We start from the raw sequence: 20,647 nt of genomic DNA, 5'->3' as shown, positions 1-20,647 counted from the left end.
AAGCTGTTGCTGCTGGACGAGCCGTCCCTGGGTCTGGCGCCGATCATCATCCAGCAGATCTTCGACATCATCGAACAGCTGCGCAAGGACGGTGTGACGGTGTTCCTGGTGGAGCAGAACGCCAACCAGGCGCTGAAAATCGCCGACCGCGCCTATGTACTGGAAAACGGTCGGGTGGTGATGCAGGGCACTGGCGAGCAGTTGCTGACCGATCCGAAGGTGCGTGAGGCGTACCTGGGCGGTTAAAAACCGGTGGCTGGATGAACCGGGTCTGAAAGTGGGAGGGGGGGATAAGCCCCCCTCCCACTTTTTTTTCGTTGTTTGAAAGTATTTCGCCTGACCGTGTAATGAACATCGTCCTCGCGTCTCTAGTGGTGCAAGCAGGCATTCAAGCCTGCTCCTCAAAACCCACTGCTGGAGATACACCATGACGACCAAACTGTCCGCCGCCTCCCTCGTTCTGGCCCTGAGTTCCGCGCTGAGCCTGTCCGCCCTGAGCACCACGGCACACGCCGCTGACGATATGCAGAAATGCTTCGGCGTCGCTGAAGCCGGCAAGAACGATTGCGCCGCAGGCGCTGGCACTTCCTGCGCCGGCACCTCGAAAACCAAAGACCAGGCGAACGCCTGGAAGCTGGTCCCCGCCGGTACCTGCACCAAAACTCCCAGCTCCACCTCGCCGACCGGTTTCGGCCAGGAAGCAGCCTTTACCGCCAAGTCCTGAAACCCAGCACAGCCTGAGTACTGATGATGACCCTTTCATCCCGGCAAGCCATCTCCCAGACTCAGGCGCCCGGCCTGCCCTCTCGGGCCGGGCTGGGGCTGAAGAACGAGCACTTCAGCGACGTGCTCCAGAGCGCTCCCGATATCGGCTTTTTTGAAGTGCACGCCGAAAACTATATGGTCGCCGGCGGCCCGCTCCATCACTACCTGGGGTTGATCCGCGAGCAGTACCCGCTGTCACTGCATGGCGTGGGCCTGTCGATCGGCGGCGAAGGCGCGTTGAGCCGTGAGCATCTGGCCCGCCTGGCCGTGCTGATCGACCGCTATCAACCCCAGTCCTTTTCCGAACACCTGGCCTGGTCGAGCCACGGCCCGGTGTTTCTCAATGATCTGCTGCCGCTGGCCTACGACACGGACACCCTGAACCGGGTATGCGAACACGTCGACCAGGTACAGAGCACGCTGAAACGGCAGATGTTGCTGGAGAATCCCTCCACTTACCTGCAGTTCCAACGCTCCACCCTGGACGAGACCGACTTCATCCGCGAAGTGATCCGCCGCACCGGCTGTGGCTTGCTGCTCGATGTGAATAACGTCTACGTGTCGTGCATCAACCACCGGCGCGATCCGTTGGCCTACATCGACGCCTTGCCGTTGCACGCGGTGGGTGAGATTCATCTGGCTGGTTTTGCCGAAGACACCGACAGCCTCGGTGACCGCCTGCTGATCGATGACCATGGTGCGCCGATCGACGACGCCGTGTGGCGTTTGTACGAGCAGCTACTGGCGCGCACCGGCCCCAAGGCCACGCTGATCGAGCGGGATAACCAGGTGCCGGCCTTCAGCGTATTGATGGCCGAAGCCCGGCAGGCCGAATGGCATCTGGCGAGGGCATCCTCATGAGCCTGCAAGCCAAATTTTCCGCTGCGCTGCTGGCGCCGAACCTGCCTTGCCCGGACGGCTGGTTCAGCAGCAACGGGGCGGACCCGCAAAGCCGCTTTGCGGTGTACTGCAACAATGTCCACAGCGCGTTGATCAACGCACTGGCAAGCGCCTACCCCGTGACGTTGCAACTGGTGGGCGATGAGTTCTTTCGCGCGATGGCCGGCGTTTACGTACAAGCATTCCCGCCAAAAAGCCCGTTGATCAGCGAATACGGCAGCACATTGGCCGACTTCATCCAGCGCTTCGAGCCTGCAGCGGGCGTGCCCTACCTGGCGGACATTGCACGGCTTGAGCGCCTGCGAGTGAGCGCCTATCACGCGGCGGATATCCCGCCGTTGAAGCAGTCCTGCGTGCTCCAGCAACTGCACGGTCAGGCAGACCTCAGGCAGTTACGCCTGGGTCTGCACCCGTCCCTCGCCACGCTCAATTCGCCCTACGCCGTCGTCGCGGTATGGGCGGCACACCAAACCGACGGCGCGGTTACCGACTTGAATCCCTGGCATGCCCAAAGCGCACTGGTCCTGCGTCAAGGGTTGGAGGTCAAGGTGTTTGCCGTCGACAGCGGCTCGGTGGCATTTATCGACAGCCTGAACCGCGGTACGCCATTGGAACCTGCCGTGGCCGTGGCCCTTGAAACCTCGGCCGAATTCGACCTGCAACAGTGCCTGTCGCTGCTGATCAGCCGCGACGCCATTACCCACCTGCTCCCAGAACAAAAGGTATCGCCATGAACGCCAAGGCTCCGAACCCGATCACACGGGTCATCGCACTGTTCGACACAATCCCCTACAGCCTGATCGCATTTATCGCACGCTTTTCGATTGCCGCCGTGTTCTGGAAATCCGGGCAAACCAAGGTCGAAGGCTTGGCGATTGATCTGGTCAACGGCACCTTCCAGCTTGGCGAGCCCAAGTTGGCCGCCTCGACATTGCCGCTGTTTCGCAGCGAATACCACGTGCCGCTGCTGTCGCCGGAAGTCGCTGCGTACCTGGCGGCTTTCGCCGAGCACTTTTTTCCGGTGCTGATTCTGGTGGGGCTCGCCACGCGCTTCTCGGCACTGGCCTTGATCGGCATGACCCTGACCATTCAACTGTTCGTCTACCCGGATGCTTATCCAACCCACGGCACCTGGCTTGCGCTGCTGTTGCTGTTGGTCGCCAAGGGGCCAGGGCGCTTGTCCATCGACCAACTGATTGCGCGGCGCTACCGCTAGTTAAAGCCGATCCAGCGCTTCGCCGCTGCGTTTGAACCAGTCCACCAGGTAATCGGCCAATACCTGAGTGCGGCGCGGCAGGCCACCTTGATAGGGATGCACCAGGTACATCGGCTGGCTGCGCGTCTGATAATTGCGCAGGAGCCAGCGCAATCGACCGTCAGCCAATTCCGCCTGCAGCACGTAGGACGGCAGACGGGCGATGCCCGCGCCCACCAACGCGGCTTTCTTCAACAAGTTGTAGTGGTTGGACGCGAACGTGCCACTCACCTTGACCCGCAACAACTCGTGCTGCTGGTGATACAGCCACTCTTCGCGACCGCTGTAATGGCTGTTGAGCAAGCACGTATGCGCCGCCAGGTCGGCGGGGGTTTGGGGTTCGCCGTGCTGCGCCAGGTACGCCGGGCTGGCACAGGTCATCTCGTGCCAGGCCAACAGCGGCCTGGCTACCAGCCGTTCGTTTTCAATCGAGCCTGAACGCACCCCCAGGTCAAAACCGTCCCGCGCCAGGTCGCGGTAGCTGTTGTTGAGTTCCAGTTCAATCTGCACCTGCGGGTACCGCTGGGTAAATTCCAGCAGCAAGCCGTCGAAGAAGGTTTCGCCCAACGAAACCGGAACCGTCATACGCACTGGCCCGGCCAAATCATCCTTGAGCCGGGCCAATGCCTGGCGGGCACGTTCCACCTGCACCACCAAGGCCTGTGCCTGTGGCAACAACGCCGCGCCGGCAGCGGTGAGGCTCAGCTTGCGCGTGGTGCGATGAAGCAGCACCACACAAAACTGCGCTTCCAGCTGGCTGATGCGCTTGGACAACTGGCCCTTGCTGCACCCCAACTGCTCGGCGGCAAGGGTAAAACTGCCGGCTTCGATCAATACGGCAAACGCCACCAGGTCATCCATTTCGCTCATGGATTGTTTCCAAATGAAAACCAAAAGTTGCCCATTAGCACGTTTATCCGCTTAAAAAGCCACTCTAGACTGAACCTTCACTGACTCCGTGGAGAAACAGCAGCATGAAAATTCTACTGATTGGCGCCAGCGGCACCATTGGCTCAGCGGTCAAGGCGCAACTGGCCGAGCGCCACGAAGTGATCAGCATCGGCCGCAGCAGCGGCGACTTCCAGGTGGATATCAGCGACAGCGCCTCGATCCGCAGCTTGTTTGAGCAGACGGGAAAATTCGACGCCTTGGTGTGCGCGGCGGGCAGCGTGAATTTCGTCGCCCTGGAGGACATGCGCGACAGCGACTTCGAACTGGGACTGCGTGACAAGCTGATGGGCCAGGTCAACCTGTTGTTGATCGGCCGTGAGTACGCCAACGATGGCGCCTCATTCACCCTGACCAGCGGCATCCTCAACCGTGATCCGATTCGTACCGGCGCGTCGGCGGCACTGGTCAACGGTGCCATCGATGCCTTTGTCAAAGCGGCGGCAATTGAATTGCCACGGGGCTTGCGCATCAACGCCGTCAGCCCGACGGTGCTGGAAGAGGCCATGGGCAGCTACGCGCCGTATTTCCGCGGTTACAAACCGGTCAGTGGCGCCGATGTGGCATTGGCCTACGCGAAAAGCGTGGAAGGCTTGCAGACGGGCCAGACCTTTATCGTTGGCTGACTGCCAGGTCTGTCAGAAACGCCTGAAGCTGGCGAGTGGGCTTGTGATGCATCGCCAGCCTGCGTAACGTGGCGGCACTTGTCTGGAGACCCCTTATGCGTGCCGCCCGTACCCTCGCTGTGTTTGCCCTGCTTCCCCTGTTCGCCGCCTGCCAGATGTTCGAAAGCGAGCCGGCCAAGCCCTCTACCGCCGGGCTGACCCGCATGCAGGGTGAACTCACCGTGGTGGGTGGCAAGCTGTTGTTTCAACCGTGCCACGACCAGCGCAACTACGTGGTCAAGGACACCGGCGGCACCAGCATCCTGCAGGAAGCGGCGTCCCTTGCCGGCCAGCAAGGCGCGCTGTTCACCGACCTGCGCGGCAAATTCTCCGGTGTTGCCAGCGGTACCCAGGGCGAAGTGGAGCTGCAGCAGTTGTACCGTGTCGAGCGGTCGACGTCGGCCTGCGACGATCCGGACTTCAAGCGCATGACCTTGCGCGCCAACGGCCACAAGCCGGCGTGGGCGATGAACGTCACGGCAAAAGGCATGGTGCTGGAGCGTGAAGGCCAGCCGCCATTGGCGGTCCCGTATGTGGAAGAGCAAATCGGTGACGGGCGCTTCAACCTGATGACCGAAGCCAACAACCAGCACGTCGAGCTATGGGTAGCCCCGCAGCGCTGTGTGGACAGTGTCAGCGGCAGCCTGCAACACATGACCGCAGAGTTGCGTGTAAACGGTCAGGTGCAACGTGGCTGCGCGGCGTTTGGCGGCTCGCGCGACGACTGACTCAGCCCTGCGCTGTTTTTACCTGACGGAAAATCGCCAATGGGGCTTATAATCGCCGGTTTGCAAAACAGCCGGCCTATTTGCCCGCCGCCTACCGGATCCCGTCATGTTACGAATCACCGAACTCAAGCTGCCCATCGACCATCCCGAAGAAGACCTGCGGCCCGCCATCGTGCAGCGCCTGGGGATCGCCAGTGATGACCTGCTCGATTTCACCCTGTTCAAGCGCAGCTACGACGCCCGCAAAAAGTCGTCGGAGCTGTGTTTCATCTACACCATCGACCTGAATGTGAAGGGTGAAGCCGCCCTGCTGCTCAAGTTTGCCGATGACCGCAATATCAACCCGGCGCCGGACGTCAGCTACCACGTGGTGGGCCAGGCACCGGCAGGGCTGGTCGAACGCCCCATCGTGGTCGGCTTTGGCCCCTGCGGCATCTTCGCCGGGCTGTTGCTGGCGCAGATGGGCTTCAAGCCGATCATCCTCGAACGCGGCAAGGAAGTGCGTCAGCGTACCAAGGACACCTGGGGCCTGTGGCGCAAAAACGTGCTCAACCCCGAGTCCAACGTGCAGTTCGGCGAAGGCGGCGCGGGGACGTTCTCCGACGGCAAGCTCTACAGCCAGATCAAAGACCCGAAATTCCACGGGCGCAAAGTGCTGCACGAGTTCGTCAAGGCCGGTGCGCCGGAAGAAATCCTCTACGTCAGCAAGCCGCACATCGGTACGTTCCGCCTGACCGGCGTGGTCGAAAACATGCGCGAGCAGATCATCGCCCTGGGCGGTGAAGTGCGCTTCGAACAGCGCGTCACCGACGTGTTGATCGAGGACGGTCAACTGCACGGCGTAGTACTCGCCAGTGGTGAGCAGATCCTCTCCAAACACGTGATCCTCGCCCTGGGCCACAGCGCCCGCGACACCTTCCGCATGCTCCACGGCCGCGGTGTGTACATGGAAGCTAAGCCGTTCTCGGTGGGCTTCCGTATCGAACACCCGCAGTCGCTGATCGACGCCGCGCGCCTGGGCAAGTACGCCGGACACCCGAAACTGGGCGCTGCCGACTATAAATTGGTGCACCACGCCAAGAACGGCCGCTCGGTCTACAGCTTCTGCATGTGCCCAGGCGGCACCGTGGTCGCCGCCACGTCGGAGCCGAACCGCGTGGTGACCAACGGCATGAGCCAATACTCGCGTAACGAGCGCAATGCCAACTCTGGCATTGTGGTCGGCATCACCCCGGAAGTGGACTACCCCAGTGGCCCGCTGGCCGGTATCGAGTTGCAGGAGCGCCTGGAGTCCCACGCGTACATCCTCGGTGGCAGCAACTACGAGGCGCCGGCACAGTTGGTCGGTGACTTCATTGCCGGCAAGCCCTCCACGGCCATCGGCAGTGTGGAACCGTCCTACAAACCGGGCGTGTCCCTGGGCGATCTGGCCCTGGCGTTGCCGGACTTCGCCATTGAGGCGATCCGTGAAGCGCTGCCGGCGTTCGAGAAGCAGATCAAAGGCTACTCGCTGTACGACGCCGTGTTGACCGGGATCGAAACCCGCACCTCGTCACCGCTGCGGATTACCCGCAACGATTCGATGCAGAGCTTGAACGTGAAAGGTCTGTTCCCGGCAGGTGAAGGCGCCGGTTATGCCGGTGGGATTCTGTCGGCGGGCGTTGACGGGATTCGAATTGCCGAGGCATTGGCTCGCGACATGCTGGGTATCGAAGCCTAAGAACGCCACGGAGCCAATGTGGGAGCCTTGCACTCCGCCCCACATTGGTTTGCGTCGTGTGTCAGATGTTTGCGCGCAGAATGCTCTGCGGCAACGGTTCGCCCCGCTCGACGCTGGCCGCCACCACCGCGACCAAGTCTTCCAACGCATACCCCTGCCCGGTCAGCCACGCCTGATCGTAATAGGTCGTCGCATAGCGCTCGCCCCCATCACACAAAATCGCCACGATCGAACCCGACTCCCCCGCCGCTTTCATCTGCTGTGCCGCGATCAAGGCGCCTATCAGGTTGGTCCCGCTCGAGCCGCCGACTCGCCGCCCCAGTCGCTCGGCCAGGTAATGCATGGCCGCCAGCGACAACGCATCCGGCACCTTGACCATTGCATCGATCACCTTGGGTAAAAACGATGCTTCGACCCGTGGCCGGCCAATGCCTTCGATGCGCGAACCGCAGTCCAGGCGCAGACCGGCATCGCCCGTCTGGTAGTACTCAAAAAACACCGAACGCTCGGCATCGGCGCACAACACACGGGTGCAATGCTGGCGATAACGCACATAGCGGCCCAGGGTGGCGGTGGTGCCGCCGGTGCCAGGGCTGGAAATCAGCCAGCTCGGCTCGGGATGCTGTTCGAAGCGCATTTGTTGGAAGATCGACTCAGCGATGTTGTTGTTCGCGCGCCAGTCGGTGGCGCGTTCGGCGTAAGTGAACTGATCCATGAAATGGCCGCCACTTTCCTGCGCCAGGCGCTCGGATTCAGCGTAGATCTGTGTCGGATCCTGCACCAAATGGCTCTTGCCGCCGTAGAAGGCAATCTGTGCGATCTTTTCCTGAGAGGTGGTGGCCGGCATCACCGCGATAAACGGCAGGCCAAGCAGACGCGCGAAGTACGCCTCGGAGATCGCCGTGGAACCACTGGACGCTTCGATCACTGGCGCGCCGGGCTTGAGCCAGCCGTTGCACAGCGCATACAGAAAGAGCGAGCGCGCCAGCCGATGTTTCAGGCTGCCGGTAGGGTGGCTGGACTCATCCTTGAAGTACAACTCGATCCCCGGCAAACCTGGCAACGGCAAGGGGATAAGGTGTGTGTCGGCGCTGCGCTGGAAATCCGCTTCAATAATGCGAATGGCTTCGCGGGCCCAGGGGCGGTGGTCACTCATGAGGGGGGTCTCTAATGATTTCAGCATTAATATTAGAATCTTTCCTGCATTCGCCACCGATACAGTGATGGCGCAATTGCACACACAATTGCAGGTAGGCGCTGCTCGTCCTGTCCGTCGGCGTGAAGATCAAGGGCAAGCAGCTGATGAGCACCGACACCACCTTCGCACTGGATGTATTGGCGCTTCTGGACACGCGCGTTCCCGTGTCGCTGAAATTGTGTCTGATGGCCTCGCTGCCGGCCCGTTGCCAGGCAAGCCCCTCGATGCGTCTGGCCGGAGCCGGCCTGGAACTGCAGCGGTTACGCGATGAGACGATGGCGAGCCACATAAACGCTTGGGCTCCGGCAAACCACGCCCACAAAAAACCCCAACCGGTCACCCGGCTGGGGTTTTGTTTGCCTGCTGCTTTACCGCTTAGCGGGTAACGCGGCTGGTACCGTCAACCGTCATGATGCGCACACGGTCGCCAATGCGGAAGATTTCGTTCTCCTGCACGGCCTGCACGTAAGCGCGCATGCTGCCGTCGTCTTCGCGAACGGTGATTTCCACGCCCTGGGTACGGGTAAGGCCTTCTTCAGTGGCCGAACCCAGCAGGCCGCCGGCGACAGCGCCGATCACGGCCGTCACGATACTGCCCCGGCCACCGCCGATAGCGCTGCCGCCCACACCACCGATAACGGCACCGGCCGCGCCGCCGATTGGGGTCTTGGTGCCTTCGATTTTCACCGGACGCAGGGATTCGATGGTACCCATGCGCACGGTCTGTACACGACGCGCTTCATCACGGGAATACGAGTCGCCGGTCAGACTCGAGGCGCAGCCACCCAGCAGCAAAGACAGGGTGGTAAAGCAGGCAACCAGTAAAACGGACTTACGCATAGCATCAACTCCAAAGGACAGGTGATCATTAGACGCCGCGACTTGACGCCTGTCACGGCAAGCCCGGCAAAAAATTGTTTTCATTCAGCCCTAGTACAGACTGCCACCACCACAAAACTCGATAAACGGTAGCACCCTCTCGTAACCGGGGTTTTCATGGATTACTTGATCATTGTAGTCACTACCCTCGCCGGCCTGTATTTCCATGGCTGGTTATACCTGCGTATCAAACGCTGGGTGGACCGCGACCTTGCGCTGTCGCTGGCCGAGGGCGACCCAGCCAAGCGTACCTTCATGCTGCAACAGCTGGAAAAGGCCCGCGCGCTGAAGATCAAACGCAGCGACCTGCCGAACTGGCTGAAGAATGCCGCGCAGCACTACAAACCCGACACCTCTTTAACAGAGACGTCGGGGTGAAGGGCATCATTCAGGTGGAGTGACGAAAGGTGCAGCTCAGGGCGCCAGGCGCTCACGGGCCCAGTCGGTCCCTTGCAGGCGATAGTTCAGACGGTCATGCAAGCGGCTGGCGCGGCCCTGCCAGAACTCGATGCGCTCGGGCAACAGGCGATAGCCACCCCAGTGCTCAGGGCAATCGGGCTGCGTATCGCTGAAGCGCTGCTCGGTGGCCTTGAGCAGGTCCTGCAGTTCTTCACGGTCACGAATGACCCGGCTTTGCGGCGACGCCCAAGCACCCAGGCGGCTGCCCAAAGGACGCACCTGAAAATAAGCGTCCGACTCCTCGGGCGTGACCTTGACTACCCTGCCCTCGATACGCACCTGGCGCTCAAGGGTCGGCCAGAAAAACGTCATGGCTGCAAACGGCCGCGCGGCGAGCTGTTCGCCCTTGGCGCTCTGGTAGTTGGTGAAGAAGGTAAAGCCCTGCGCATCCAGGCCCTTGAGCAACAGGATGCGACAGTGCGGGCGACCGTCCTGATCGACCGTGGCCAGGGTCATGGCATTGGCCTCCACCGGTGGCTGCTCGGTTTTCACCGCCTCGCCAAACCACTGGTGGAACAAGGTAAACGGCTCGCTCGGGGCCTGGGCCTCGCTCAAACCATCCCGTGTGTAGTCACGGCGCATATCGGCCAGTGCCTGGGTCATGGGGCTTTATCCTTGTGGTTCAGCAGCTCAGTTTTTCGCCTGATCGGTTGCCGGTGCAGCGGCCTTGGCTTTGGCCGGGGCGGCTTTCTTCGCTGCGGGCTTGGCGGCGGCTTTTTTGGCAGCCGGCTTGGCGGCCGCTTTCTTGGTCGCCGTAGCCTTTTTCGCAGGGGCCTTGGCCGCCGGCGCCGGTGCGGGAACGTCCTGTACCGCTACCATGTCAGCCACTGGCGGGGTTTTGCCCGAGTTGTACTTGCTCAGCAGGGCCAGCATGGTGGTGCGCTGGGTGAACATGATTTCCATGCGACGGTTCAAGGCGCGGCCTTGAGAGCTGTCGTTGGCGGCACGTGGCATCAGGTCGCCCATGCCACGCAGCATCAGGCGATCCTGCTTCAGGCCGCTGAGGCTGAAAATGGACGCGATGGACTGCGCACGCTCTTTGCTCAGCGCCTGGCTGGCTGGCGCGCTGCCGGTGGCGTCGACGTGGCCCAAGACCAGCACGGCGGTCTTCGGATCGGCCTCAACAGCCTTGGCCACACGGGTGAACGGGCCGAGGGTAACGGGCAACAGCATCGCTGGGCGCTTGGGGTTGTAGGAACCGTCTACGGGGGCAATCACGACGAGTACGTTGTCGCGACGCTCCAGTTGCAGGTTGCTGTCCTTGATGGCGGCACGCAGGCGCGGCTCATAGTCGTCCAACCAGGCCTGGGTGATCTTCGGGTCGGGCATCGGCACGTTGGTCACGTCGACCTTGGCCAGCGGCTTGGGTTTGCTTTCGAACGGCCACCACCAGTGGGTTTCGCTGTCGGTCTTGGCGACGGCAGGCGCGGCGGATGGCGCAGGTGTTGCGGCCTTGAGGTCGGCTTTCAAGTCGGCGGCCTTGGCGTCGGCAGCCTTTTCGTCGTCGCTCTTGGACGAGAACGGCCACCAGCTGGAGCCGGTATCCGCCTTGGCGGCGGGGGCCGGCGCAGCGGCGGCAGCAGCTACCGGAGCGGCAGGCTTGGCACCCGCGGCGGGTTTGGCATCCGGCTTCGTGTCGGTTTGGGTGACCGCGTCCTTGGTAGCGGCCTTGTCAGATCCAAATGACCACCAATGCCCACCCTCGGCATCATTTTGTGGAGTTTGTGCGCAGCCAGTCATAGTGAGGCAAAGGGCCAGTGCCAAGGACTTGTTCGATAACATGAGATATCCACAAAATGAGAAAAAACGGGGGTCTGAATGACCCGTTAAACAGACGCTTACAGAACATTAAAGTTACAAAATTTCGTTCAGCGCCTTCTTATAGTTGCCTTTGTAACAAAAAAACGTGAAACGGCAAGGGGTTTACAGACAACCGGCCAATATTCCGACCAACTTCTGCGCCCGTGGGTCCATAAGTACATACGGCCCCAATGTGTTAGTTACGAAACCAAACGCTACATCACGCTCCGGATCGGCAAAGCCAACCGAGCCACCCGCGCCAGGATGCCCGAAAGCACGCGGTCCAAGGCCGAACGTCGCGTTGGGCAGCTGTGGCTGATCCAACATACAGCCCAGGCCGAAACGGGTTTGCGTCAATAATGTTTTATCCGGCCCGATACTGTGTTCACGGGTTAACTCTTCAAGCATGTCGGCTTCGAGCAAACTACCGTCCAACAAACCACTATAAAAACCGGCGAGGCTGCGCGCATTACCGTGACCATTTGCCGCTGGCTGCTGCATGCGTCGCCATTCAGGTTTATTAGTGCTGGTCAAAATAGATGGAGGGTTGGCGAACGCACGGGTGGTCATGGCATTGGGTTCACGCATCATTACTTGCAGTAAACGTTGTGCGGCCTCATCCCCCATAGTGCCTTTGCTGCGCGCTATATGGGCGACGCGATAAAACTCCTCGTCCGCCAGCCCCACATGGAAGTCCAACCCCAGCGGTCGTGCCACCCGCGCCACGATGGACTCACCCGGCCCACGCCCGTCAGCCCGGCGCAGCAATTCGCCGACCAACCAGCCGTAGGTGATGGCCTCGTAGCCATGCCCCTGGCCGGGCGTCCACCACGGTGCTTCGGCGGCCAGGGTGTCGACCATCAATTGCCAGTCGTACAGGGCTTCGGTGGGTAACATCTCGCGGATCGCGGGCAACCCGGCCTGATGGCAGAGGAGTTGGCGCAGGGTGATGGCTTCTTTACCGGCGGCGGCAAATTCCGGCCAATACCTGGCGACAGGCACGTCCAATTGCAATTTGCCTTCGGCTACCAATTGCAGAGCCGTGACGGCGGTAAAGGTCTTGGTACAGGAAAACAGGTTGACGATGGTGTCGCTGTGCCAGGCCTCGGCACCGTCCTTGTCGGCGGTACCGGCCCACAGGTCGACGACGGTTTCGCCGCCGATCTGAATGCACAGCCCGGCGCCACGCTCCTGCGGGTCATCGAACAACGCGGCGAACGCTTCACGTACCGCTTCGAACTGGAGCTCGTAATGACCCTGAATCTGCACCTAAGCCCCCTCGAAAAACCCTGTAAAAAGTGCGCGCCATTGTTCCAGTCCTTGCGGGTTTTGTGAACCCGTCAACGCTCAATCAATGGCCATTACCGGCGTGCCCTCCGGCATGCCCGGCGCCCTGCCCCGGGCCTTTGCCTTCGTGCCCGGGCTTGCCCCCCTCGCCCTCGCGAATAACGCTCGCGGCCTCGGCCTTTTGCGCTTGCTTGCCCAATTGATCGACCGCCGCCAGATTGCTTTTACGCACACTGTCGACAAAGCCCTGGAATGGCACATCGGTGATCCCGACCAGGCCGAAGTGGCCGTTTTCACCGTCCAGCAAACGCCCGGTCACCGGCTGGTCCAGGTATTGGAACCAATGCACGCCAACAATCGACGGCTCGGCCATGGCCTGCTTGAGGAAGTTGGCATAGGCCGCGCCCCGGTCCTCTTCTTTGGCCAATTGCGTCACGCCACCCCAGAACGGGCCACGGTCGGCCGAGCCGAAGTTGAATTCGGTGATCAACACCGGCTTGTCCAGTGCGCGCAACGCCGCGAAGTCGTAACCGTCCTGGGGCTTGAGGGTGTACATGTTGAAGCTCAACACATCGCAATACTGCGCACAGGACGCCACAGCTTCAGGCGTGCTCACTGCAAAGCGACCGCCCAACAACAACTGGTTCGGCGCATGCCATTTCAGTGAGTCGGAGATGGTTTTGAAATAGGCATCGGCGAAGGTCTTCTGGAAGTATTTGAAGTCCGCTTCGATTTCCGGGTGTTCAGGGCTGGGCATCGGTGGCTCAAAGCCCGGATCTTCCATCAACTCCCAGCCCGCCAGTTGGATGCCCCAGGCTTTGGACAGACCGGCCTCGTTGCGGTATTTGTCGCGCAGTTGCTTGAGGAACGCACGTTTGGCCGGCACGTCGGTGGTCATGCGCAGCGTGCCGTAGGCCAGGGCGTAACGGGATTTCGGATCATCCCCCGGCCCGGCCCAGGCCAGTTCGTTATCGGCAAAGAAGCCAATCAACCACGGGTCGTCACGGTGATCGCGGGCGGCAATGGCCACGGCGCGCTCGGTGGCCATGGCAAAGCGTGGGTCGAACGGGTCCGGCATGCCGCCCCACCAGTCGGTGCCGGTGCTGATGCTGGCGTAGTCGCCGACGATCGACAGCGGCAAGGTGTACGGCACGCGATCGGCGGTGTTCAGCGCCTCGTCGCTCCAGTTGCCCACGGTATTGAAGCCCCAGGCTTGCAGGCGGTCGAGGGTGTGGGTCATCCAGCGCTTGTGGTCAAAGCGCTCGCCACCATAGGTGCGTTGCAGGTTGGCCCCGTAGAAATCGTACCAACGCCCGGCACCAAAACTGCGCCCTTCACCGGCTCCGTTGCCGGTGCGGTGATCGCCACTGCCGTAGTACTTGTCGAACGGTTCACCGGCCTTGGGCAGCGCGGCAAACATCCATTCACGGCCGGCGACGTAGGTCTGGCTGTTGTCCGGCGCCACGGTGTTGACGCCCAGGGAGTAAAACGGATGGCCCAACGGCGTCACGAGGAACCAGCGACCGTCACGTTTCTCGGTACGGAAAAAACCACTGGCCTTGAAAGCCGTGCCCTTGTTCCAGCCACCGTAGGGGTCCAGCGCGGATTTGTCCCGCGCGGCCAGCCAGCCCTGCAACTGCTGTTGTTCCCTGGCAGCGGCGGCCTTGAGTTGTTCGTCGCTGCTGACCTTCTCCGGCCAGCGGGCGCGGGTGGCTTGCCCGTACGCATCGACCAGTTCGCTATAGGCGGCCTTGAGCACCGGCTCACTGTCCTGCACACCAAAGCGTTCGAGCAGGATACTTTGCGCGGCATCGGGCTTGAGCATCGACAAGGTCACCGACACCACCTGGCTGCGGTCGATGTCTCCCGCACTGGCGGCCAGCAACACGCGCTGGCCCTCGACGGTGATCGGCATCGGCGGGCCGGCCTTCATGCCCTGGCTCAATGGCGAATTGGCTTGCAGCGGGATCAGCAGGGTCTGGGCCGGGCCGGCCGGCAGGTCGACGCGGCTGACCAGTGTCTTGCCGTCGCTGCTCTGCACTTTGACATAGAGCGTCAGCGCCCAGTCCATGGCGCTCTGGATACGCAGACTCACCGCGCTGGACTGCGACCAGTCCCACACGCCGCTCTGCGGGCTGAGCACCAGGCTCGGTTCAGCGGCCGGGTTAAAGGTGATACGACGCAGCACCTCGCCTTCGGGGGTTTGTTCGGCGTTGTATTGCGGCAGGCTGGCGTCCTGGGTCGCCACCTTGACCACATCGGCAGGCCGGACGAAGTTGAACAGGGTTTGTTGCCCGGTGGGCGCGGCCATCAAGGGCGCAGCGAACAGCAGGGCAAAAAGGGCGGGCAGCGTGCGAATCATACGAACAAGGTTCTCCCGGACGGCCGATGAATGGCCTGATAAACGACATGAGATAGACCACAAAGTGGGCGAAACCGCCCACGGTGGCTTAAGAAATTTCGCGCCGGAACGGCGGCAAGGCATTAAGGATTGCCTTGCCGTAGCGCTGGGTGACCAAACGACGGTCAAGCAAGGTGATGGTGCCCCGGTCTTCTTCGGTACGCAGCAAGCGTCCGCAGGCCTGCACCAGCTTGAGGGACGCATCCGGCACCGAGATTTCCATGAACGGGTTACCGCCCCGCGCTTCGATCCACTCGGCCAACGCCGCCTCGACCGGATCATCCGGCACCGAGAACGGGATCTTCGCGATCACCACGTGCTCGCAGTAAGCGCCCGGCAAGTCCACGCCTTCGGCAAAACTGGCCAGGCCGAACAACACGCTGGAATCGCCGCCGTCCACCCGCGCCTTGTGTTTGTTGAGGGTTTCCTGCTTGGACAGATTGCCCTGGATAAACACCTGCTTGCGCCAGTCGCGGTCAAGGCCGTCGAACACGTCCTGCATTTGTTTGCGTGACGAGAACAGCACCAGGGTGCCGCGTGAACCTTCCACCAGCTCCGGCAAGTCGCGGATGATCGCCGCGGTGTGCGCCGGCGCGTCCCGCGGGTCGGCCTTGAGGTCGGGCACCCGCAGCACGCCGGCGTCGGCGTGGTGGAACGGGCTCGGCACCACCGCGGTGACGGCCTTTTTCGGCAGCCCTGCGCGCATGCGGAAGCGGTCGAATGTGCCGAGCGCGGTCAGCGTGGCCGAGGTCACGAGACAACCGTAGGCCACGTTCCACAAGTTACGCCGCAGCATTTCGGCGGCGAGGATGGGGCTTGCGTTGACCTCGATATCAAACAGCGCACCACTTTCCGACAAGGTCAGCCAACGGGCCATGGGCGGGTTGTCTTCCGGGTCTTCGACGGTAAAGGCGGTCCACAGCTCCCAATTGCCCTGGGCGCGTGACAACAGGCTGCCGAACAATGGGTACCATTCTTCGGCCTGGTTGCTGGCGATGCCGATATTGACCTCGCCATCCATGCCTTCCTTGAGCAGATCGGTGAGGCGGGTGAAGAGGTCGGTCAGGCGCGAAAAGCCCTTTTTCAGCTCAATGCCCATTTCACGCATGTGTTCGGGGATCAGCCCGCCGACGAAACGATGGCGCGGCCGTTCACGGCCTTCCACGTCTTCGCCGGGTTTGAAATCGGCCACCTGTTCGCAGGCGCTGAACATGAACTGCTGTTGGGTCTTGATCTCGCGCGCCAGCTCCGGCACCTGTTCGATCAATTTGCCCAGGTCGCCCGGCAGCGGGTGCTGGGCCAGCAATTTGGTGAGGTTCTTGGCCGTGGACTCCAGCCAGTCAGCGGTCGAGCGCAGGCGCGTGTAATGGGCGAAGTGGCCGATGGCCTTGTCCGGCAGGTGATGGCCTTCGTCGAACACGTAAAGCGTGTCGCGCGGGTCGGGCAGCACGGCGCCGCCGCCCAGGGCCAGGTCGGCCAGCACCATGTCGTGGTTGGTGACGATCACGTCGACCTTGCCCATGCCTTCGCGGGCCTTGTAGAAGGCGCACTGGCCGAAGTTGGGGCAATGGCGGTTGGTGCACTGGCTATGGTCGGTGGTCAGGCGTGCCCAGTCGGCATCTTCCAGGGCGGTGGGCCAGCTGTCGCGGTCGCCGTCCCATTTATTGCCGGCCAGTTTCTCGATCATGCTGGTAAACAGCTTCTGGCTGACTTCATCGACTTCGATCTTGAAGCCTTCTTCCTCAAACAGCGACGCCGTGGCAGTTTGCGCGTGGCCTTCCTGCAACAACACATCGAGTTTGGACAGGCACATATAGCGGCCACGGCCCTTGGCCAGGGCGAACGTGAAGTTCAGGCCGCTGTTGCGCATCAGGTCGGGCAGGTCCTTGTAGACGATCTGCTCCTGCAGGGCGACGGTGGCGGTGGCGATCACCAGGCGTTTGCCGGCGGCCTTGGCGGTGGGGATCGCGGCCAGGCTGTAGGCCACGGTCTTGCCGGTACCGGTGCCGGCCTCGACGGCCACGACCGCAGGCTCACCCTCGCGACGGCCTTCGTCGTCGGTGTCGATATCCCCGAGGACCTTCGCCACTTCGGCGATCATCAGGCGCTGGCCATACCGCGGTTTCAAGCTCTTGGCTTCGAGAAAACGCGAATAGGCGCCCTGGATCGTGGTTTTGAGTTCAGTGCTGATCATGGATAGTCGGGCGCAAAAAACGCTGGATAAATTTTCAGTGGTTCGGATCGGCCGCTATCATACCCCGCTAATTAATCCCGCGCAGAACGGAGTACCACAATGACCGCGTTTAGCCTCGCTTACACCCTGCATGTACTGGCCGCCCTGATCTGGGTTGGCGGTATGTTTTTCGCCTGGATGATCCTGCGTCCCGCCGCTGTGGCGGCACTTGAGGGCCCTGCCCGGCTCAAACTGTGGGCGAATGTGTTTCAACGTTTTTTCGTGTGGGTGTGGGTCACCGTCCTGATTTTGCCGATCAGCGGTGTGGGCCTGCTGCACCTGCGCTTCAGCGGGTTTGAGACCGCGCCGCGTTATGTGCAGGTGATGATGGGCTTGTACCTGGTGATGACCGCGCTGTTCATCCGCATTCAGGCCTTGAAATTCCCGGCGTTGAAAGCGGCAGTGGCGGCAGAGGATTGGCCGGCGGGCGCGGCTGCGCTGGGGCAGATCCGCAAATTGGTAGGGGTTAATTTGATTGTGGGTTTGGTGGTGGTGGCGATTGCTTCGGCTCGGCCGATGTTCTGAGGGCTCCTTTGAGGGCCTCATTGCGGGCAAGCCCGGCTCCCACATTTGAAATGCATTCCAAGTGTGGGAGCCGGGCTTGCCCGCGACAGCGTCAGATCAGGTAAATCAGAGCCTTTGGATGGTCACAGAACCCGCAGGCCCCACCGGCCCTGGCTGCCCTTCCAACCCTGGACGGCCTTTCTCGCCACCGTCGGCGCGGTACACCAGGCAGCCTTTGGACTCCCCACCTTTGCCGGGTTTTCCCGCCACGCCAGCCAGACCGCCAGCACCGCCATCTACCCAGACCTTGATCTTGTCGGCAGGGAAGTCCTTCGGCAGCTCGACGCGCACCTGCGCGCCCGCGCCACCCGGCAGGCCATCGCCACCGTTGTCGCCGTTAAAACCACGCCCCGCCGAACCCCAGGTGCAGCCGGGGTCTTCGCCGTTGGCGCCATCCAGCCCGGCGTACCCTTGGGCACCGGCACCGCCACGGGCATCCACCGACAGCTCTTCTGCGCTCAGGTTATTGATGCGTAAGGTCAGGTCGCGCCCGGCCTTGGCGGGTTTTTCATGGGTGCCGGGCGCGCCGCGCGATGTGATCTGACTGCCATGCTCAAGTTGTGCATGCCCCACCTGCAATTGCAGCGCGGCAGTGCCGGGCACAATGGCGATGCGTGCGTCGCGGCCCAGGTGCAGTTCATCCACCGTCACCTGGCTGATGGTGGCAGGGATCAACAACGTGCCGTAATCCGCCACATCCAGACGCTCCAGTTGCAACACGCCGGTGCTGCTGGGCAGGCGCATCAACGAGTTGGTTTCAACACTGACGCTCTGGGCCAGGGCAATGGGGCTGACCAGCAGGGCCAACAGAAAAACCTTACGCATCATGGGGCTCCTGAGTGTTTTCAAATTTTTCTTTGGACGCACAGTAACGACTTCTACAGGCGATTTGCCAGTGAAGGTTCAAAAAACTTGAGGAGGGATGGTTTAAGCGCGGCTCACCGACAATGCCCCTGTGGGAACCACAGGGGCTAAGGCTGTCAGCGGTTGATCTGGATTTCTGTACGACGATTCAGGGCGCGGCCTTCAGCGGTTTTGTTATCGGCAACAGGACGGCTTTCGCCCGCACCGGTCACCGACACAAAGTTGCTGCGAGGCACACCCGCACTGATCAGGTAATCGGTGACCGAATGCGCCCGTTTTTCCGAGAGTTTCTGGTTATAGGTATCCGCACCGACGCTGTCGGTATGCCCGCTGACCCGCAGTTGAGCGCTCGGGGCCTCCTGCTTCAGGCGGGTGGCGATGGTGTCAAGCTTGGTTTGGTCCGCAGCGGTCAACTTGGCCGAGTCGAATTGGAAATGCACATCGCGAATCACGATAGTTTCTTCTTTGACCACCACCACTTCCTCAACCACGGCGGCGGGTGGCGCAGGCGGGCAGCCATTGGCATCCACCTGCACGCCTTTTGGCGTGCCTGGGCACTTGTCGCGGCTGTCCGGCACACCATCGCCGTCCTCATCGCCGTCGCCATGTACCCAGCAGTAGGCACCGGCCATACCGCCAACCAGCAACGCGCCATAACCCGCGTACGCCGCGCTTTCCGTCGCACCGATTGCCGCACCGGTCACACCGCCAACCGCGGCGCAGGTGGGCCAGTCAGTCTTTTGCAAGCCTGCGCAACCTGTCAATACTCCGGTTAGCAGAACCAAGGGTAGAGCTGTCCGCATGATGCTCATCTGTTTTCTCCTGAGGGGATCGGCGGGGGCCGATGGGTGGAGTAAAGACCGCTCTTTTCAACTGCGCCACTACGCCACGCCCCCGTATTCATTGAGGATGACGCCCTGTATGAGACTTTTCGCAGCCGCCCGCTCTAGGCCCGCACGCTCAGCCGCGCTAGTCTCTATGGTCCTGATGTGAGGATCTGCGATGACCGCTGGTATTTCTGCCCGTACACCCCAGCAAGCGCTGGCCGCCCTGCTCGACCTGCACCAGCCCAAACGTCTGCTGCTGTGTGGCGCCAGCAGGTTTCCGGCGCTGGATGCCTTTAAAGAGGCGCACCCCGACACCCAAGTGTGCGTAGCGGCGCCTGGGCCGCTGCCCGGCGAACTCGCCGCCCAGCGGTTTGACCTGGCACTGGTGGTGGACTGCCTGGAGCACCTGTCAAAACCGCAAGGCCTGACCCTGCTCGGCGGCATTCGCAACCTCAATGCCAGCCGCATTGCGGTGCTGGTGGACCTGGGCGCTTGCGACTGGAAGGACACCGATTTCTTCTCCCTGGCCCTGCAGGCCGGCGAGCGCTTCGAGCGTGACGAGCAGGTGCTGACGCTGTTTACCTATGATCTGCTTGACTATAAACAGGTGCCGGACTGGCTTAACGCCCGCTTCTGGGCCAACCCGGAAAACTTCGGAAAGTATTGGTGGTAAACCCGATGAGTACATCCATTTGCCCCTGCGGCAGTGGCAACCTGCTGGATGCCTGCTGCGGCCATTATCACGCTGGCCACCCGGCACCCTGCGCCAGCGCGTTGATGCGTTCGCGCTACAGCGCCTATGTGCTGGGCCTGGTGGACTACCTGGTGGCCACCACGCTGCCAGCGCAACAAGCCGGCCTGGACCGCGACGCCATCAGCGCCTGGAGCGCCCAAAGCACCTGGCTTGGCCTTGAGGTGGAAAGCTCCGAGGTGTTCGGCGGCCAGCCGGAACATGCCTTCGTGACCTTTACCGCGCGCTGGCATGACAGCAGCGGCGAACATAGTCACCGCGAACAGTCTTCTTTCGTACAGAATGACGGGCGCTGGTACTTCATCGATCCTACGGTGCAAGTCAAAGCCGGGCGCAACGATGCGTGCCTGTGCGGCAGCGGACAAAAATTCAAGAAGTGCTGCGCCGGCTACTTCTGACCACC

At 61.8% G+C, this 20,647-nt stretch carries 22 protein-coding genes and 1 pseudogene; 13 read left to right on the top strand and 10 right to left on the bottom strand.

Features of this window, described 5'->3' with window-relative positions; genetic code table 11:
- From KZX66_RS24740 to KZX66_RS24720, 5 genes and pseudogenes are all read left to right on the top strand, one after another.
- Nucleotides 1–246 (top strand): annotated as a pseudogene (locus tag KZX66_RS24740) (ABC transporter ATP-binding protein); the annotation flags it as partial.
- A 181-nt stretch (nt 247–427) separates the two neighbouring features.
- Nucleotides 428–724, top strand: a complete 297-nt coding sequence (locus KZX66_RS24735; protein ID WP_248083844.1) for a DUF2282 domain-containing protein — start codon at nt 428–430, stop codon at nt 722–724.
- A gap of 23 nt (nt 725–747) precedes the next feature.
- Nucleotides 748–1,626, top strand: coding sequence for a DUF692 domain-containing protein (locus KZX66_RS24730; RefSeq protein WP_248083843.1), 879 nt, complete (start codon nt 748–750; stop codon nt 1,624–1,626).
- Nucleotides 1,623–2,399, top strand: a complete 777-nt coding sequence (locus KZX66_RS24725; protein ID WP_248083842.1) for a DNA-binding domain-containing protein — start codon at nt 1,623–1,625, stop codon at nt 2,397–2,399. Before KZX66_RS24730 ends, KZX66_RS24725 begins: the two co-directional genes overlap by 4 nt.
- A complete protein-coding gene (locus KZX66_RS24720; RefSeq protein ID WP_248083841.1) occupies nt 2,396–2,881 on the top strand; it encodes a DoxX family protein in 486 nt (161 codons plus the stop codon). The genes KZX66_RS24725 and KZX66_RS24720 overlap by 4 nt, the downstream gene beginning before the upstream one ends.
- On the opposite strand, the gene KZX66_RS24715 is transcribed toward KZX66_RS24720, so the two are convergent.
- Nucleotides 2,882–3,790 carry a LysR family transcriptional regulator gene (locus tag KZX66_RS24715; protein ID WP_248083840.1) on the bottom strand — a complete coding sequence of 303 codons (909 nt, stop codon included), beginning with the start codon at nt 3,788–3,790 and terminating at the stop codon, nt 2,882–2,884.
- 104 nt (nt 3,791–3,894) lie between these two features.
- On the opposite strand from KZX66_RS24715, the gene KZX66_RS24710 reads away from it, so the two are divergent.
- The 3 genes from KZX66_RS24710 to KZX66_RS24700 all read left to right on the top strand — a co-directional run bounded on the left by KZX66_RS24710 (nt 3,895) and on the right by KZX66_RS24700 (nt 6,981).
- Nucleotides 3,895–4,494, top strand: coding sequence for a short chain dehydrogenase (locus KZX66_RS24710; RefSeq protein ID WP_248083839.1), 600 nt, complete (start codon nt 3,895–3,897; stop codon nt 4,492–4,494).
- Between the two features lie 95 nt (nt 4,495–4,589).
- The gene (locus tag KZX66_RS24705; RefSeq protein WP_248083838.1) at nt 4,590–5,261 is read left to right on the top strand and encodes a hypothetical protein; all 672 of its coding nucleotides are present in this window, start codon (nt 4,590–4,592) and stop codon (nt 5,259–5,261) included.
- 106 nt (nt 5,262–5,367) lie between these two features.
- Nucleotides 5,368–6,981, top strand: a complete 1,614-nt coding sequence (locus KZX66_RS24700; protein ID WP_248083837.1) for an NAD(P)/FAD-dependent oxidoreductase — start codon at nt 5,368–5,370, stop codon at nt 6,979–6,981.
- A 61-nt stretch (nt 6,982–7,042) separates the two neighbouring features.
- On the opposite strand, the gene KZX66_RS24695 is transcribed toward KZX66_RS24700, so the two are convergent.
- Entirely contained in the window at nt 7,043–8,137 is a 1,095-nt protein-coding gene (locus tag KZX66_RS24695) for a PLP-dependent cysteine synthase family protein (RefSeq protein WP_248083836.1), read from the bottom strand.
- A 146-nt stretch (nt 8,138–8,283) separates the two neighbouring features.
- On the opposite strand from KZX66_RS24695, the gene KZX66_RS24690 reads away from it, so the two are divergent.
- A complete protein-coding gene (locus KZX66_RS24690; RefSeq protein ID WP_248083835.1) occupies nt 8,284–8,565 on the top strand; it encodes a hypothetical protein in 282 nt (93 codons plus the stop codon).
- Here KZX66_RS24690 and KZX66_RS24685 read toward each other — a convergent pair.
- Complete coding sequence (locus KZX66_RS24685) at nt 8,555–9,019, bottom strand: glycine zipper 2TM domain-containing protein (protein WP_003189251.1); 465 nt, start codon at nt 9,017–9,019, stop codon at nt 8,555–8,557. The two genes, KZX66_RS24690 and KZX66_RS24685, sit on opposite strands and share 11 nt — an antisense overlap.
- A 156-nt stretch (nt 9,020–9,175) precedes the next feature.
- On the opposite strand from KZX66_RS24685, the gene KZX66_RS24680 reads away from it, so the two are divergent.
- Nucleotides 9,176–9,436, top strand: a complete 261-nt coding sequence (locus KZX66_RS24680; RefSeq protein ID WP_248083834.1) for a hypothetical protein — start codon at nt 9,176–9,178, stop codon at nt 9,434–9,436.
- A gap of 36 nt (nt 9,437–9,472) precedes the next feature.
- Here KZX66_RS24680 and pdxH read toward each other — a convergent pair whose 3' ends face one another.
- The 5 genes from pdxH to dinG form a co-directional block, all read right to left on the bottom strand.
- Complete coding sequence (gene pdxH, locus KZX66_RS24675) at nt 9,473–10,120, bottom strand: pyridoxamine 5'-phosphate oxidase (RefSeq protein ID WP_248083833.1); 648 nt, start codon at nt 10,118–10,120, stop codon at nt 9,473–9,475.
- A 27-nt stretch (nt 10,121–10,147) separates the two neighbouring features.
- Nucleotides 10,148–11,299, bottom strand: a complete 1,152-nt coding sequence (locus tag KZX66_RS24670) for an OmpA family protein (RefSeq protein WP_248083832.1) — start codon at nt 11,297–11,299, stop codon at nt 10,148–10,150.
- Nucleotides 11,300–11,440: 141 nt separating this feature from the next.
- On the bottom strand, nt 11,441–12,586 hold the full coding sequence (locus tag KZX66_RS24665; protein WP_248083831.1) for a serine hydrolase domain-containing protein: 1,146 nt from the start codon (nt 12,584–12,586) through the stop codon (nt 11,441–11,443).
- A gap of 82 nt (nt 12,587–12,668) precedes the next feature.
- On the bottom strand, nt 12,669–14,966 hold the full coding sequence (locus KZX66_RS24660) for a beta-galactosidase (protein WP_248083830.1): 2,298 nt from the start codon (nt 14,964–14,966) through the stop codon (nt 12,669–12,671).
- Nucleotides 14,967–15,054: 88 nt separating this feature from the next.
- Nucleotides 15,055–17,199 (bottom strand): ATP-dependent DNA helicase DinG, encoded by a 2,145-nt coding sequence (gene dinG / locus KZX66_RS24655; protein WP_248083829.1) that lies wholly within the window; start codon nt 17,197–17,199, stop codon nt 15,055–15,057.
- Between the two features lie 99 nt (nt 17,200–17,298).
- Between dinG and KZX66_RS24650 the strand changes: the two genes are divergently transcribed.
- Nucleotides 17,299–17,763, top strand: a complete 465-nt coding sequence (locus KZX66_RS24650; RefSeq protein WP_248083828.1) for a CopD family protein — start codon at nt 17,299–17,301, stop codon at nt 17,761–17,763.
- 105 nt (nt 17,764–17,868) lie between these two features.
- Here the strand turns inward: KZX66_RS24650 and KZX66_RS24645 are convergent, their stop codons facing one another.
- The gene (locus KZX66_RS24645; RefSeq protein WP_248083827.1) at nt 17,869–18,627 is read right to left on the bottom strand and encodes a collagen-like protein; all 759 of its coding nucleotides are present in this window, start codon (nt 18,625–18,627) and stop codon (nt 17,869–17,871) included.
- A gap of 155 nt (nt 18,628–18,782) precedes the next feature.
- A complete protein-coding gene (locus KZX66_RS24640) occupies nt 18,783–19,478 on the bottom strand; it encodes an OmpA family protein (protein ID WP_248083826.1) in 696 nt (231 codons plus the stop codon).
- Nucleotides 19,479–19,668: 190 nt separating this feature from the next.
- Between KZX66_RS24640 and KZX66_RS24635 the strand changes: the two genes are divergently transcribed.
- Both KZX66_RS24635 and KZX66_RS24630 read left to right on the top strand, forming a co-directional pair.
- Nucleotides 19,669–20,166 (top strand): DUF6231 family protein, encoded by a 498-nt coding sequence (locus tag KZX66_RS24635; protein ID WP_248083825.1) that lies wholly within the window; start codon nt 19,669–19,671, stop codon nt 20,164–20,166.
- A 5-nt stretch (nt 20,167–20,171) separates the two neighbouring features.
- A complete protein-coding gene (locus KZX66_RS24630) occupies nt 20,172–20,642 on the top strand; it encodes a YchJ family protein (protein ID WP_248083824.1) in 471 nt (156 codons plus the stop codon).
- Nucleotides 20,643–20,647: the final 5 nt, after the last annotated feature.

It is taken from the genome of Pseudomonas sp. EYE_354 (genome assembly GCF_023148575.1).
Taxonomy (GTDB): Bacteria; Pseudomonadota; Gammaproteobacteria; order Pseudomonadales; family Pseudomonadaceae; genus Aquipseudomonas.
The sequence above is the reverse complement of the archived record's forward strand: the minus strand, read 5'-3'. Positions and strand labels throughout refer to the sequence as shown.